Below are 15,081 nucleotides of genomic sequence, written 5' to 3'. Positions count from 1 at the left end.
GGGCTCGCCTGTCTGGACACCTGCGGCCCGGTGGGGGCTCCTTCGCGCAGTTCCCCGCGCCCCTTTGAGGGGCTCCCCGCAGCCGTGCCCCGAAAGGGGCGCGGGGAACTGCGCGAAGGAGCCCCACCGGCCCGCGGGTTGACGAGATTGCCGAGCCGCCCGCAGGGTCAGCGGCGGCTGTCCGCCGCCTCGATCAGGCGGGCCGCCTCGCCGAGCGCCCGCCGCAGCACCGCCGGGTCGGTGGCGAGATCGGACTCGCCGGGCGGCAGCAGCCAGTCCGGCCCCTCGGCCGGGTCGGGCGGCGGGACGGCGCCCTCCTCCAGGGCCTGCGCGGCAAGGCTCAGACCCCGGCCGTCCGTCTCCAGACACGTGCTGCCGGGCAGGTCCCACGCCGCGGCCGTACCCGCCGGGACCACGAAGCCGAGCGTCTCGCCGCCGTCGTGCAGCACCGGCCCCACCGCCTCGGCGTGGCCGCGCCGCAGGATGTCCACGGCCTCCAGCCCCTGCCGCGCGGGCACCGTCACCAGATCGCACGCGGACGGCGGCGCGTCCGGCGAAGCGGAGAAGTCGTCGCTGCTGTGCATCCCGGCCTCCACCACGGAACCCTCCTCGGACGAGTGGGTCGGGAGTCGGGCGGCTCCCGGTTCACGGGTTCCAACGCGTCAGAACGTCAACAGCTACGGCGTAATTCAGCCGCAAAGGATGGCAGTTCATGGCAGATCGTGGATGAGATATCCGGTTTGTAGCCAAACCCAGCGTGGCGGGTCGTGCACAGCAGGTACGTTCTTGCCCGCCGGAAACACGGGATGACAAGGACAACGCACCCCGAAACCGGCATGGTTCGACGGTTCGCACGAGAGGACCCGGCCATGGCGTCGTCAAGGGAGACCGCGTCACAGCACGACCGGCCAGCCCGGCCCAATCCCGCCTTCCGGCAGTTGCGCGGACGGCATTCACCCGCGGAGTTCGCCGCCCTGGTGCGGCGCGCCGCGCGGGAGATCGGCGAGCGGGTCAGCTGTGACGCGCGCTACATCGGCCGGGTCGAAGCGGGCGAGATCCGCTGTCCCAACTACGCCTACGAACGGGTGTTTCTGCATATGTTCCCCGGCCGCACCCTCACCGACCTGGGCTTCTCGCCACGCTCGTCCGTGCGCGGACGCGGGGCGCGCCCGGCGGAGGAGGACGCCCGAGGGCTCATCCCCCGTCCCGCGTCGCCTGTGACCGGTGAGACGCATGGGGCGCACGAGCCGTATGACACGCAGGACCCGTACGACACGCACGAGAACCACGAGGAGAGCGACGTGCTGCGTCGCGCATTCATGACCGGCGGGAGCGCCACGGTGGCCGCCGCCGCGCTCGGACCGCTCGCCCTCGCCGCGGACTCCGCGGCGGCGGACCGGCCCGTACGGCGTCCCGGAGCGAGCGAGGCGGGCGCCCTGGAGGAGGCCGTACGGCGGATCCGGCTGCTCGACGACCGGCACGGGGCCGACGGCCTCTACCGGCGCGCGGCGGCCCCGCTGCGCGCCGCCTACGCGCTGCTGGACGCGGGCGCGGTCCGGCAGACGACCACCGACCGGCTGCACTCGGGCGCCGGCGAGCTGGCGATCTCGGTGGGCTGGCTGGCGCACGACTCCGGCCGCTTCGACGACGCCCGCTCGCACTACGCGGAGGCCCTCGCCACCGCCCGGATGACCGGGGACGCGGGGCTGGAGGCGCACGCGTTCTGCAACACGGCGTTCCTGGCCCGCGACGCGGGCCGGCCCCGGGAGGCGGTGCGGGCCGCGCAGGCCGCACAGCGCATCGCGCGCCCGCTGGGCTCGAACCGGCTGATGTCGCTGCTCGCGCTGCGCGAGGCGGGCGGCTGGGCCGGGATGGCCGACCGCACCGGCTGCGAGCGGGCCCTCGCCCGCGCCCAGGCGCTCTTCGACCGCGGCACCTCCCCGGCCGACCCCGAGTGGATGTCCTTCTACGGCGAGGCCGAGCTGGAGGGCCTGGAGGCGCAGTGCTGGTCGACGCTGGGCGACTGGCGGCGGGCGGCCCGGCACGCCCGCCGGGCCACGCACCTCCAGGACCCGCACTTCACCCGCAACATCGCCCTCTACACCGCGGAACTCGCCGACGACCTGGCCCGCGGCGGCCATCCCGACGAGGCCGCGACGGAGGGGATGCGCGTGCTCGACCTCCTCGACCAGGTCCAGTCGTCCCGCATCCAGACGATGCTGGCCGGCACGGCCCGGGTGCTCCTCCCCCACCGCCGCGCCTCGGGCGTCTCCGACTTCCTGGAACGCCACGCGAACACGCCACGGACGGTGTGACGCGACCGACCGCGTTCGAAGCGGCCCCGGATCGAGGCGGGCGCACCCGGCACACGGGCCGCCCGCCGGACGGGGATCGGGACGGACCGATCCGGCACACCGCCCGCCGGCCGGGCCGGGATCGGGGCGAGTGCCCCCGGCACACGGCCCGCCCGGGGTCCGGGTCGGCCCGGAGCCCGACCCGGACCCCGGGCTCAGACCGCCAGATGCCCGGTGTCGTTCCAGCTCTCCAGGGCCGGTTCGCCGTACGCCCAGCCGAGGATCGACAGGGACGTCGGGTTGAGCCGGATACGGGCCGCGAAGTCCAGCGGGAGGCCCAGCCAGCGGGCGCCGATGGAGCGCAGGATGTGGCCGTGGGCGAAGACCAGCACGTCGCGGTCGGCCGAGCGGGCCCAGGACACCACCTCGTCCGCGCGCGCGGTCACCGCGTCGAGGGACTCGCCGCCGGGGACGCCGTCGCGCCAGATCAGCCAGCCGGGGCGGATCGCCTGGATCTCCTCGGGGGTCATCCCCTCGTAGGAGCCGTAGTCCCACTCCATGAGGGTGTCCCACTCCTCCGCCCGCTCGCCGAAGCCCGCGAGGGAGCACGTCTCGCGCGCGCGGGACAGCGGGCTCGTGCGCACCTCGACATCGGGCAGAGAGTCGAACGGGCCCCGGTGCAGCCGCTCCCCCAGCAGCTTGGCCCCGCCGCGCCCCTCCTCCAGGAGCGGCACATCGGTCCTGCCGGTGTGCTTGCCGGACAGCGACCATGCCGTCTGTCCATGCCGGGCCAGCAGGATGCGCGGTGCCATGAAGAGGAGCCTTTCCGGGGAAGCGGAGGCGGGACCTCTCCATTCTCGCTCACCGCGGCGACGGGCAACCCGGTGGCCGATCTCAGCGTCTCTCTGGGCTGGAGTGCCGCACAAGGTCGCCGGCCCACGGCTTAAGGTGGACGACCGGCCCGCGCGCACGCGACCGATGACCAAGAACGAAGGGGGAGGGCGATCGGATGCCGCAGACCGAGTCACCGGGCATCGGGGTGGCCCCGCGAACCCGGTGGTGGACCGAGCTCCCGCTGATCCTGCTGGTCTACGCCTGCTACTCGGCGGGCCGGCTGCTCGCGCGCGGCGACGTCTCCCGCGCCGTCGACCACGGCCTGGCGATCCTGCGCATCGAGAAGGCGCTCCACCTCAACGCCGAGCACCCGCTCAACCGCCTGTTCACGCGCGAGGCCTGGCTCGGCGTGCCGGCCGACTTCTGGTACGCGTCGCTGCACTACCTGATCACCCCCGTGATCCTGGTCTGGCTGTTCCGCTCCCGCAAGGCCGTCTACCGCGCCGCCCGCACCTGGCTGATGACGTCGACCTTCATCGGCCTGATCGGCTTCACGCTGCTGCCCACCTGCCCGCCCCGGCTGCTCTCGGCGGGCCACGGCTTCGTCGACACCATGGCGCAGTACAGCTCGTACGGATGGTGGGGCGGCGACGCCAGCGCCCCGCGGGGCCTCGGCGGCATGACGAACCAGTACGCGGCCATGCCGAGCCTGCACGTGGGCTGGGCGCTGTGGTGCGGCGTGATGCTGTGGCGGTACGGCGGAACGCGTGCCGCGAAGGCGGCCGGCGTCGCCTACCCGGTCCTGACCGCCATCGTGGTCATGGGCACCGCCAACCACTACTTCTTCGACGCCGTGGCGGGCTGCGCCGTGATGGGCGCGGGCCTGCTGCTCGCGCCGTACGTGACGCGGGTACTGGACGCGCTGAAGGCACGCGTCGCGGCCGCCACAGGGCGCTCTTCCGGCGCAGGCTCCTCGATTGTCAGTGGCGGATGCCAGACTTCGGCGGGTGAGCGATTTCCACGGCAGCGCGAGTCCCGGTCCGGCCGGCCGGCCGACACCGACGCCTCTTCCACGGACGCGGGAGACGGCGCTCCAGCGGCGGCTCGCTGACCTGCGCGGCGCCGGCGTACCGGCGAAGGCACTCGACGCGCGCGCCCTGGCGGCCCTGGCCGCGAACCCCGGCTGCCGGCGCCGCGCGATCCTCGACGGCGCCGGAGTCGACAAGGCGAAGCTGGCGGGCGCGCTGGGCTCACCGTCCGCGTTCGGCCAGTCCCAGTTCGCCTTCACCCGGGGCAACGCCTTCGAGGCGAAGGTCAAGGCCGACGGCGGCGCGGAACTGCTGCGGCTGGTGCACGAGCGGCTCGACCCGCGGGCCGAGCCCCCGCACCGCGCGCACGTACCGGACCTGACCGCCGACGGACCCAAGGGCCGCGCGAAGCGAACCCGGCTCGCCCTCGGCGCGGCCGTAGCGGACGGCGGCTGGACGCTGCTCGACCACCCGATGCTCGCGCTCGACGTCGCGGGCTCCCCCGCCTTCCTGGAGCCGGACGCGGTGGTGGTGCACCCGGACGGGAGCTGGACGGTCGTCGAGATCAAGTCCTTCCCGATGCTCGACGGCTCCGCGGACCCGGCCAAGGTCGGCGCGGCCGCCCGCCAAGCCGCGGTGTACGTGCTGGCTCTCGAACGGGTCGCCGCCGCCCTCGCCACGGACGGCGAGGACGATGGAGAGGGCGGAGAGGGCGAGGACGGCGGGGTCCACGGCCGGGTGCCCGCCGTGCGCCACCGCGTGCTGCTGGTGTGCCCGAAGGACTTCTCCAACCTGCCCACCGCCGCCGCGGTCGACGTGCGCAAGCAGCGCGCGGTCACCGCCCGCCAGCTGACCCGGCTCACCCGCCTGGAGGACATCGCCGACGCGCTGCCCGAGGGCACCTGCTTCGCCCCCGACCGGCCGGCCGGGGAGCTGGTGGAGGCGGTCGAGCGGGTCCCGGCGACCTACGCGCCCGACTGCCTCGCCGCCTGTGAGCTGGCCTTCCACTGCCGTGACCGCTCCCGCGCGGACGGCGCGGTGGCCACCCTGGGCCGCTCGGTCCGCGCCGACCTGGGCGGCCTCGCCACCGTCGAGGACGTCCTGTCCGCGGCCCACGGCGAGAGCGGGGACCCCGACGACCCGGCCGTCGCCGCGCTGCGCCGGGCGGCGGCCCTGCGGGCGGAGGCGCTGGCCGGCCTGCCGCGGATCCCGGCCCCCGCGGGCGCGCACGCCACGGAGACCACCGCGGGTGCGCACGCCACGGAGACCACCGCGGCCCTCCAGGGGGTGCCCGCGTGTCCCTGATCGCCACCCTCGGCCGGATGGAGGCCGTCCGCGCCGGGCAGGCCCAGCCCGCCGCCACCGTGTGCCACCGGCGGCTGTCCGCCCGGCCCCTGGTGTTCGTGCCGCTCACCACCGCGGGCGAGGCCGGCGCCCCGCTCGGCGCGCTGGTCGGCACCGACCCCGACGCGCCCCGGCTGCTCGTCGTGGCGCAGCCCCGCGACCGCGACCTGCGCTTCGCGTTCCTCGCCGAACTCGCCGACGTCGTCCTGCCGTACATCGACGGCTTCGCCGCGGACGTCGAGGCCGCCGAGCGCACCGAGACCGACCCGGAGACCGGCAAGCGGATCAAGGTCGAGGCGGAACTGTGCGCGGACGCCCCGCAGTTGATCGTGCCGAGCCGTGCGGGCATCGATTTCGTACGGCTCCTCGGCCGCTCCATGCGGTTTCGCCGTACGGCCGAGCAGGACCCGGAGACTCCCTATCCGGCGCCGCCCCGGGTGCCGTTGCTCGGGCGGTGGCTGACCCACTTCGGGGAGCGGGCCCGGGTGCCCGGCTCGTCGCTGCTGCTGGCCCTGACGGACGTGCTGGGGCTCCACTGGACCACCGGGCAGTCCTCGCTGGAGGACCAGCACCTGGGCGCGCTGCTCGCGTGGATCGCCCCGCCCGACGGGCTGTCCGGGGCGCGGGCCGCGCTCCGGGCCGAGCTCGCGCGAGGCGCCGACGACCAGTTGCTCTGCCCGCCCGCCGGACCGGCGACCGACCCGGCCTTCGACAACCGGCTGCTCGCCCCGGCCATCGAGCGCTACGACCGCGCCCGCACCGCCCTCGCCGCCGCCGAGGACGGTCTGGAGGCGGACGACCGGCTCGGCGATCTGACCAACGCCGAGAAGGCGGTCCGCGACCTCGTCGAGAGCCGCACGCTGCCCACCTGGCAGGCGGTCTGGCGGGGCCTCGACCTGCTGCGGGAGCTGCCCGAGGGCGCGCATGTCGCGGACCGCTGGACGCGGGACCGCTGGTCGTTCACCGCGCACCGGGACCGGGTCGCGGCGGGCGAGCCGCCGCAGCCGCGCCGCGACGACGCGGTCACCGCGGCGAACAAGCTGGCCTCGCGCGAGCGCGAACAGGCCCGCCTGGACGCGCAGGAGGCGCTCGACGACCCGCTGGTGATGGCGGGGCGGCGGCTGGCCGGGGAGGCGTTCGCCGGGGAGGTGGTGGACGTGGTGATGGCGTACAGCGAGAGCAAGCGGCCGAGCCCGCGCCCGCTGATCACGGTGCGCACGGCGGACCGGCCGCATCTGGGCGAGCGCGCGAAGGTGTACCGCTCGCTGGACGGCCGGCCGCAGACGGCCGAGTTCGTCGGCACGCAGGACGCCGGGGACGACGCCGTCCTGGTGCTGCGGATCGTCGACAAGATGGGCCGGGGCAAGGAGCCCGAGGCCGGTTCCGTGCCGGAGCGGGGCGACCGGCTCTGTTTCACGCTGTTCGAGCACGACCAGCGCGGCGGCGCGAAGCTGCCGGACCCCGAGCACACCCCGTGGACGCACGGCGGCCCGCCGGGCGAGGAGGCGGCCGTCGCGGAGACGGCGGACCCGGTGACCGAGGAGGACGTGCTGTGACGGTGGGTACGGCGGAGGACGCGGACGGGCTGTCCCCGCACGGCGAGGCGCCCGGCGCCGCGCACGGCGCCGCGGACGCCTTCGATCCCGGCGCGGCGGCCGGCCGGGCCACCGACGCGATCCTGCGCGACACCCTGCACGGCACGGCCCGCGGGGTCGTCGTCGACTCGCCGCCCGGCGCGGGCAAGTCGACCCTGGTGGTGCGCGCCGCCCTCGAACTCGCCGCGGCGGGCCGCCCACTGATGGTGGTCGCGCAGACCAACGCGCAGGTCGACGACCTGGTCCAGCGGCTCGCCGAGAAGGAGCCCGGGCTGCCGGTGGGCCGCCTGCACAGCAGCGACGCCGATCCGTACGACAAGGCGCTCGACGACCTGCCCCAGGTGCGCAAGTCGGCGAAGGCGGCGGACCTCGCGGGGCTGCCGGTGGTGATCTCCACGGCGGCGAAGTGGGCACACGTCTCGGTGGACGAGCCGTGGCGGCACGCGATCGTCGACGAGGCGTACCAGATGCGCTCGGACGCGCTGCTCGCGGTGGCCGGGCTGTTCGAGCGGGCGCTGTTCGTGGGCGACCCCGGGCAGCTGGACCCGTTCGCGATCGTGGGCAGCGAGCAGTGGGCGGGGCTGTCGTACGACCCCTCGGCGTCGGCGGTGTCCACGCTGCTGGCGCACAACCCCGACCTGCCGCAGCATCGCCTGCCGGTGTCGTGGCGGCTGCCGGCCACGGCGGCGCCGCTGGTCTCGCACGCGTTCTACCCCTTCACCCCGTTCCGCAGCGGCACCGGTCACGGCGACCGCTCGCTCGCCTTCGCCGTGCCCTCGGACGGCTCGGGCCCCGACCGGGTGATCGACGAGGCCGCCGCGTCCGGCTGGGGCCTGCTCGAACTGCCCGCGCGGCACACCCCGCGCACCGACCCCGAGGCGGTGCGGGCGGTGGCGGCGGTCGTACGGCGGCTGCTGGACCGCGGGGGCGCGACGACGTCCGAGCGGGCGCCGGAGGCGGCGCCGCTGACCGCGGACCGGATCGCGGTCGGCACGGCCCACCGGGACCAGGCGGCGGCGGTACGGGCGGCGCTGGCCGCGCTCGGCGTCACGGAGGTCGTGGTCGACACGGCCAACCGTCTCCAGGGCCGCGAGTACGACGTGACGGTGGTCCTGCACCCGCTCTCCGGCCGCCCCGACGCGACCGCGTTCCACCTGGAGACGGGCCGCCTGTGCGTGCTCGCCTCCCGGCACCGGCACGCGTGCATCGTGATCTGCCGGGCGGGCGTGAGCGACCTCCTGGACGACCACCCGTCGACCGAGCCGGTCCAGCTGGGCGTCACGGTGAAGTTCCCCGACGGCTGGGAGGCGAACCACGCGGTCCTCGCCCACTTGGCGGAACACCGCGTGCCCTGGCAACCGTGACGCACCGTGGCCGGCCGGCGCGGCCTGTGGCTCCCCGCACCCCAGCCCCCTCAGGGGCGCGGGGAACTGCGCGACCAGCCACGACACACCCGCACCGACAGAAACACGCCCGGCCCCGGCCGGTGGAGCCCCGTGGAGGCCAAGCGCCCAGCTCCCCCCCACCCCAGCCCCCCAGGGGCGCGGGGAACTGCGCGACCAGCCACGACGCACCCGCACCCGCACCCGCACCCGCACCCGCACCGACAGAAACACGCCCGGCGCCCGGCCCCAGGCCGGTGGGGGGACCGGTGGGGGGACCGGTGGCGGCCGGTGGGGCCCCGTGGAGGCCAAGCGCCCAGCGCCCGGCGGGAACAACGCGGCGCCCGTACGGCTTGAGAGTGCCTTGGGGGCGAATCCCGGACCGCAGGACCGCTGCGGCCCGCTTGCGCGCCCGCGAGACAATGGACGGTGGCCCGTTCCGACGGCTGTGGCCGGCCGACGCAGAGGAGGACCTGACATGGCGGAGCCCACGCCGCGTCGCAACGAACCGCGGCTACGCCCCGCGCCCTTGCTCTTCGAGCCCGCGGAGGCCGCGGCGGACCCGGAGCACTTCTTCGACCTGGAGTCGATCGACGACCCACGGGCGCTGCTGGCCCGCGCCACGGAGCTGACGCAGGCGTTCCGGGCCGCGGCCGACCGCGCGATGGAGTACCAGGCGGTGGCGGCCGCCCAGCTCGCCGACGCGCGCCGCTTCGACCGGCTGACCCCCGCCGACATCGCCGAGCACGCGGACTGGACCGAGGACTACGCGAAGAAGATGGTCGAGTTCGGCGAGGACCTGATGCGCGGCACCGAGGACGACACCGGAACGGCCGACCCGCTCTGATCCCACCGGACCGGGGCCGATCCCCACCGCCCTCGCGCCGCTCCGTGCCCGGTCGGCCCGTTCCCCCGCGCAGCCCCCGTGGCATATGCCAGGCGGGCAAGATACTCCCCTCCACCCCCTCCTGTCCCGATTTCCGGCAACCCACAGGAACGGCCCGCTCACGCGCGGTAGATGTATGCGCCATGAGCAGTTCACCGCACGGGCCCCACCGGCCGAACCCGGCGATCGCGCACGGCGCGCACAGCACTCGCAGCGCGCACAGCAGTCGTAGCGCTCAGAGCACTCGTGGCGCGCACGGCGCGCACACCTCGCCGTACGCGCTGTTCGACGTGTGCGGCGTCACCACCGACGGCGCCGCCTGGCTCGCCTCGGCGGGCCCCTACCCCCGCAGCACCCTGGCCCTGTGGGAGGAGCGGCCGGACGCGCCCGTCGTCCTGCCCTGCGGCTCCGTGTTCGACGTGGTGAACGTGCCCGCGATCTTCGGACGCCGGATGCTCGACCGACTGTGGGAGGAGGGCCCCGGCTCCGGCCCGGTCGCCGTCTTCCGCGGCCGCATGCTGCTGTTCGCCGCCCCCGGCACGGCCCAGCGGCTGCCGTCGCTGCTGTCCTGGGAGGAGTGGGGCAGGGCCGTGCCGCCACCGCTGTGCCACGGCACCGGCGACGCGGTCACGGTCCCCGCCCCCGTCGGTCCCCCCGCGCCCACCAGGCCGGACGCCCGCTGGCTGGTCGCGCCGGACACCCGTCACCCCTGGCTGCCGGGCCCCGAGATCCTGCTCTGGGCCGCGGTGCGGGCGGCCCGCGCGTCGGTGCGGATATCGATTTTTCCTCCCGCCGATCAGGATGCTAAGGTCTACGACGTCAGCAGGCGCCGCTAGCTCAGTTGGTTAGAGCAGCTGACTCTTAATCAGCGGGTCCGGGGTTCGAGTCCCTGGCGGCGCACAGACAACGGCGGGGAGTTCGCGGCAACGCGAGCTCCCCGCCGTCGTTGTTCCCGGTGCCTTCGCCTCACACCGGCGCGGGCGTGATGGTCACCGTCCACGAACCCGAGGCCGTACGCCCGTCCACCTTCACGCGTACGCCGTCACCCGGCACCGTGAAGCTCTCGCCCAGGCCCACCGGCGCGTCCGCGAGCGCCGGATAGACCGAGTTCTCCCAGCAGGCCTCCGTGCGCGGATGGGCGTCGATCACCTGGATCGGCCCGTCGCCCGAGGCCGCGCCGCTGCGCACCCGGTACACCAGCACGCCCTCCCGGCAGGTCGACGTGTCGTTGCCGGCCGCGACCCGCACCTCGAAGGCGAGCACGCTGTCCGCGCCGGTGCGCACGACGGCCAGCTTCACGCCGGTGCCCGCACCGAAGGCGGGTGGCCCGGCGGCGTGCCCGACGGTCACCCCGGGCCCCGCGGACAGCGGCTCCAGGGTGAGCCGGGTGGGCGCCACCCCGCGCACGCAGACGACCTGCTGCGGGCGGAGCCAGCCGAGCTTCCACTTGTGCCAGGCGAAGAGGTCGGGGGCCAGTCCGAACTGGCTGCCCATCAGGTCCCAGTCGCCGACGTACGTGTCCCAGTCGCCCTTGCCGTCCACCGGCCGGTGGTAGAGATCGGGCAGGTCGAAGACGTGGCCGGTCTCGTGGGCCAGCACCAGCCGGTCCGGCGGATGCTTCTCGAAGACGGTGACCACACGCCGGATGTCGGTGCCGTCCGCCCGCAGCGGGGTGTCCAGGTTGACGACCTTCGTCGCGTCCGAGTCCACGCCGGGCGCGTCCGGGTCGGCGACCAGGTACACGATGGCGTAGCGGGAGAAGTCCACCTGCGGATCGGCGACGGCTAGCGCGTCGTGCAGATAGGCGGTGCGGTCGCTCGCCGCCCAGTCCCGTTGTATCGCGTACGACGTCGACGGCTTGGGCATCCGGATCCAGTGGTCCAGCGGATGCGGGCGCACCGTGAAGCGGCCGTAGGAGGCGCGTTCGTAGAAGCGGGAGGTGGCCGGGAAGTGGTCCGCCGTCAGCTCGGCCGGGGTGGTCATCGGGGTGGAGTCGGGGAACGACAGGAACACCATCACCGCGTCGAGTGGCTTGGTGGGGCGCGCGTAGGAGGTGTTCCAGGTGTCCAGGCCCTCCGAGTGGTGCGCCTCGGTGCGCTGAAGGGCGCACGGCGACGTCGAGAAGGGCTCGGCGACCGACGGACCGGTGATGAGCGAGGTCGCGATCAGCGCCGTCATGGTGGTGAACACGGCGGCGAGCCCCTTGAGGGGGAACTGACGCGACACAGGCACCTCCGGACACGGTTCGCGGGACACCGCATCCAGCCTGTGTGAATTTCGTGTTGTATGCCCTGTTTGTCTGCACCGGAAGGGTGAGCAGGGCGGCGGCGCACGGGTCTCGCCGCACCACGCCACGCCCGGGAAACGTCCGCGACACCCCCGAAACACTCACGGAACGTCACATGCGATCGATGACCCCAAGAAGCCGTCCACCTGCGGGCAGAAACGATCTGGCGCAGTCTGGGGTCGATCCGGGACACCGGGAAGTGGCTGGAAGGGCCTGAGGCCAACCTCTATGATCGGCACACTTTCCTGCACGGACGGAACGAGTGCACTGCGGGAGCGAGCGGTGAGCGGAACCTCCGAAGGGCCGGCGCCCGCGACAGACCTCGCCCGGCCGGCCCTCACACACGTCACGTACGGTCACATCGAGACCCCGGCCGGTACGGGGTCCGGCCGGGACGTCGGCGCCGCGGGCGCCCCGGCGAAGGACCCCTCCGCGCCCTACCGTTCGGCCTTCGACTCGGCCCCCCTCGCGATGGCCGTGGTCGACCGCGAGGGACTGGTCGTCGGCGCCAACGCCGCCTTCGGCGCACTCGTCGGGAGCGACCCCGCCCCGCTCGCCGGGCGGGCCGCGGCCGAACTGGTGGACCTCGGCTCCGACGCCCGCACCTGGCACGCGTACCGCGAGGTGCTCCGCGACGGCCGGAACCGGCTGCGCTGCACCCGGCGCCTGAAGCACCCCGACGGCCATGCGCTCTGGGTCCAGATCACCGTCGCCCCGCTGCCCGGCGGCGCGGACGGCGTCCTGCTCTCCCTCACCGACATCAGCTCCCGCCGCGATCTCCAGGCGCGGCTGCGGCACCTTCAGATGCACGACCCGGTGACCCGGCTGCCCAACCGGGCGCTGTTCTTCGAACGGCTGACGGCCGCGCTGGAGCCGGAGGCGTACGAGCTGAGCGGGACCGGCCGGATCGGGCTCTGCTACCTCGACCTCGACGGGTTCAAGGCGATCAACGACACCCTCGGCCACCGGGTCGGCGACCGGCTGCTCGCCGCCGTGGCCGAGCGGCTCACCCGGTGCGCCGACGAGTCCGGGTTCACCCGGGCCGGCACCCCGCTGGTGGCACGGCTCGGCGGCGACGAGTTCGCGCTGCTCGTGGAGGACTCCACCGGCACCGAACAACTCGCGGGCCTGGCCGAGTTGGTGCTGACGGCCCTTCAGGAGCCGTTCGGCATCGCGGGCCGGCGCCTGTCGCTGTCGGCGTCCATCGGGGTCGTCGAGCGGCACGCGGCGGGCACCACCGCGACCGGCCTGATGCAGGCCGCGGACACCACGCTGTACTGGGCGAAGGCCGACGGCAAGGCCCGCTGGACACTGTTCGACCCCGAGCGCAACGCGCACCGGATGACCCGTCAGGCGCTCGCCTCGACCCTGCGGCCCGCGATCGCCGGCGGCGAGTTCGTGCTGGAGTACCAGCCGCTGGTCGGCATGGACGACGACCGGCTGCACGGCGTGGAGGCGCTGGTGCGCTGGAACCACCCGCAGTTCGGGATGCTGACGCCGAATCGGTTCATCGCGCTGGCCGAGGAGGACGGTTCGATCGTGCCGCTCGGCCGCTGGATCCTGCTCACCGCGTGCCGCCAGGCCCGCCGCTGGCAGCTGGAGCGGCCGGCCGAGCCGCCGATCTTCGTCAGCGTCAACGTGGCGGTCCGCCAGGTGTGGGACTCCGACCTGGTGTCGGACGTGGCGCGGGCCCTCGCGGAGACCGGACTCGCCCCCCATCTGCTCCAGATCGAGCTGACCGAGTCGGCGGTCATGGGTTCGGCGGGCCGTCCGCTGCGGGCCCTGCAGGCGCTCAGCGAGATGGGCGTGCGCATCGCCATCGACGACTTCGGCACAGGCTACTCGAACCTCGCCTACCTCAGCCGGCTGCCGGTCTCCGTCCTCAAGCTGGACGGCTCCTTCGTGCGCGGCTTCCAGTACGAGGACCAGGGCGGCGGGGCCACCGCGCCCAACCCGGCCGACGAGGTCGTCGTCGAGGCGATGATCCAGCTGGCCCACCGGCTCGGGCTGACGGTCACCGCGGAGTGCGTGGAGACCTCCTCGCAGGCGACCCGGCTGCGCTCCATCGGCTGCGACACCGGCCAGGGCTGGCTGTACTCCCGGCCGGTGTCCCCGGACCGCATCTCCGAGCTGCTCGGCGCCGGTTCCTACGCGGTTGGCAACCCGTAGGCGTCGGCGATCAGTTCGTAGGAGCGCAGCCGCAGCTCCCCGCGGTGGGCGTGCGAGGTGAGCATCAACTCGTCGGCGCCGGTGCGCTTCTGGAGCTCGTCGAGTCCGGCGCGGACCTCCTCGGCGCCGCCGTGGACGATGTTCGCCGTCCAGGAGCCGACGAAGTCCCGCTCCATCTCGTTGAATTGGTACGACTCGGCGTCCTGTGGCGACGGGAAGAGGCCGGGGCGCCCGGTGCGCAGCCGGACCATGTTCAGCCCGGCCGCCCTGACCTGCCGGCCCGCCTCCTTCTCGTCGTCGGTCGCGAGCGCCGAGACGCCGATGAGGGCGTACGGCGCGTCGAGGACCGCGGAGGGACGGAAGTTCTCCCGGTAGAGATCGAGCGCGGGGATGGTGTTGCGGGCGGAGAAGTGATGGGCGAAGGCGAACGGCAGCCCGAGCAGCCCGGCGAGCTGGGCGCTGAACCCGGAGGAGCCGAGCAGCCACACCGGCGGCCGGTGCGGGGACTGCACGCCGCCGGGCGAGGTCGCCTGCACGGGGCCGGGGACGGCGTGGATCCTGCCGTACGGATGCCCGTCGGGGAAGTCGTCGTCGAGGAAGCGGACGAGCTCGGCGAGCTGCTCGGGGAAGTCGTCGGCGCCCTCGTGCAGGGTGGCGCTGCGGCGCAGGGCGGCGGCGGTCGCGCCGTCGGTGCCCGGGGCGCGCCCGAGGCCGAGGTCGATCCGGCCGGGCGCCATGGCCTCCAGCGTGCCGAACTGCTCCGCGATGACCAGGGGGGCGTGGTTGGGCAGCATCACGCCGCCCGAGCCGAGCCGGATGCGGTCGGTGTGGGCGGCGAGGTGGGCGAGGATCACGGCGGGCGAGGAGGAGGCGACACCGGGCATGGAGTGGTGCTCGGCCACCCAGTACCGGTGGTAGCCGCGTGCCTCGGCGAGCCGGGCCAGCGCGACGCTGGTCCGCAGCGCGTCCCCCGCGGTGCTGCCGGCCCCCACGGTGACCAGGTCGAGCACGGAGAGCGCGACGGGCGCGGTTCCGCGTGCCGGTCCGCGAATCTCGTCTTCAGCCGTCACGGGGTCTGCCTCCTGGGTCGTCCGGCGCTTGCCCCTGCCGCAACAGGAGAGACTCCCCGCTTATTCCCTCCGGGGGTTCGCGGATTCCCTCCGGGGGTTGGCGTGCTTTTCCCGGGGCGGGGGCGGGCCACTGATCCGCCACCGGCCTCGCGCCGAGCTGCCACGGGTCCGCCACGGGACGCCCCCTTCCCC

Annotated in this window: 12 protein-coding genes and 1 tRNA gene; 9 read left to right on the top strand and 4 right to left on the bottom strand. The window is 74.5% G+C overall.

Translation table 11 applies throughout. The annotated features are described in order from the left end of the window. Positions 1-167: 167 nt before the first annotated feature. Positions 168-599: a hypothetical protein gene (locus WN71_RS37360; protein WP_420856563.1), complete on the bottom strand. Its 432-nt coding sequence runs from the start codon at positions 597-599 to the stop codon at positions 168-170. Positions 600-869: 270 nt separating this feature from the next. Between WN71_RS37360 and WN71_RS37355 the strand changes: the two genes are divergently transcribed. Beyond that, entirely contained in the window at positions 870-2,315 is a 1,446-nt protein-coding gene (locus WN71_RS37355; RefSeq protein ID WP_046592602.1) for an NsdA family TPR-like regulatory protein, read from the top strand. A gap of 194 nt (positions 2,316-2,509) precedes the next feature. Here the strand turns inward: WN71_RS37355 and WN71_RS37350 are convergent, their stop codons facing one another. Then, entirely contained in the window at positions 2,510-3,106 is a 597-nt protein-coding gene (locus tag WN71_RS37350; RefSeq protein WP_046592601.1) for a histidine phosphatase family protein, read from the bottom strand. A 197-nt stretch (positions 3,107-3,303) separates the two neighbouring features. Between WN71_RS37350 and WN71_RS37345 the strand changes: the two genes are divergently transcribed. From WN71_RS37345 to WN71_RS37315, 7 genes are all read left to right on the top strand, one after another. Next, positions 3,304-4,239, top strand: coding sequence for a phosphatase PAP2 family protein (locus WN71_RS37345; protein WP_046592600.1), 936 nt, complete (start codon positions 3,304-3,306; stop codon positions 4,237-4,239). Continuing rightward, positions 4,136-5,461 (top strand): hypothetical protein, encoded by a 1,326-nt coding sequence (locus WN71_RS37340; RefSeq protein ID WP_420856562.1) that lies wholly within the window; start codon positions 4,136-4,138, stop codon positions 5,459-5,461. Before WN71_RS37345 ends, WN71_RS37340 begins: the two co-directional genes overlap by 104 nt. Further along, on the top strand, positions 5,452-7,056 hold the full coding sequence (locus WN71_RS37335) for a hypothetical protein (RefSeq protein WP_046592599.1): 1,605 nt from the start codon (positions 5,452-5,454) through the stop codon (positions 7,054-7,056). Before WN71_RS37340 ends, WN71_RS37335 begins: the two co-directional genes overlap by 10 nt. A gap of 29 nt (positions 7,057-7,085) precedes the next feature. Then, positions 7,086-8,459, top strand: coding sequence for an AAA domain-containing protein (locus tag WN71_RS37330; RefSeq protein ID WP_046592613.1), 1,374 nt, complete (start codon positions 7,086-7,088; stop codon positions 8,457-8,459). 496 nt (positions 8,460-8,955) lie between these two features. Next, entirely contained in the window at positions 8,956-9,324 is a 369-nt protein-coding gene (locus tag WN71_RS37325) for a hypothetical protein (RefSeq protein WP_046592598.1), read from the top strand. 182 nt (positions 9,325-9,506) lie between these two features. Then, positions 9,507-10,199 (top strand): bifunctional DNA primase/polymerase, encoded by a 693-nt coding sequence (locus tag WN71_RS37320; protein WP_240529899.1) that lies wholly within the window; start codon positions 9,507-9,509, stop codon positions 10,197-10,199. After that, positions 10,190-10,263, top strand: a tRNA-Lys gene (locus WN71_RS37315). The genes WN71_RS37320 and WN71_RS37315 overlap by 10 nt, the downstream gene beginning before the upstream one ends. Positions 10,264-10,329: 66 nt before the next feature. Here WN71_RS37315 and WN71_RS37310 read toward each other — a convergent pair. Continuing rightward, a complete protein-coding gene (locus WN71_RS37310) occupies positions 10,330-11,589 on the bottom strand; it encodes a M6 family metalloprotease domain-containing protein (protein ID WP_046592596.1) in 1,260 nt (419 codons plus the stop codon). A gap of 343 nt (positions 11,590-11,932) precedes the next feature. Between WN71_RS37310 and WN71_RS37305 the strand changes: the two genes are divergently transcribed. Next, positions 11,933-13,819: a putative bifunctional diguanylate cyclase/phosphodiesterase gene (locus WN71_RS37305; RefSeq protein ID WP_046592595.1), complete on the top strand. Its 1,887-nt coding sequence runs from the start codon at positions 11,933-11,935 to the stop codon at positions 13,817-13,819. Here WN71_RS37305 and WN71_RS37300 read toward each other — a convergent pair. After that, positions 13,798-14,889: an LLM class flavin-dependent oxidoreductase gene (locus tag WN71_RS37300; protein ID WP_046592594.1), complete on the bottom strand. Its 1,092-nt coding sequence runs from the start codon at positions 14,887-14,889 to the stop codon at positions 13,798-13,800. The genes WN71_RS37305 and WN71_RS37300 overlap by 22 nt on opposite strands. Positions 14,890-15,081: the final 192 nt, after the last annotated feature.

It is taken from the genome of Streptomyces mangrovisoli, assembly GCF_000974985.2.
Taxonomy (GTDB): Bacteria; Actinomycetota; Actinomycetes; order Streptomycetales; family Streptomycetaceae; genus Streptomyces; species Streptomyces mangrovisoli.
Note: the sequence above shows the minus strand (reverse complement) of the source record. Positions and strands in the feature narration are given on the sequence as shown.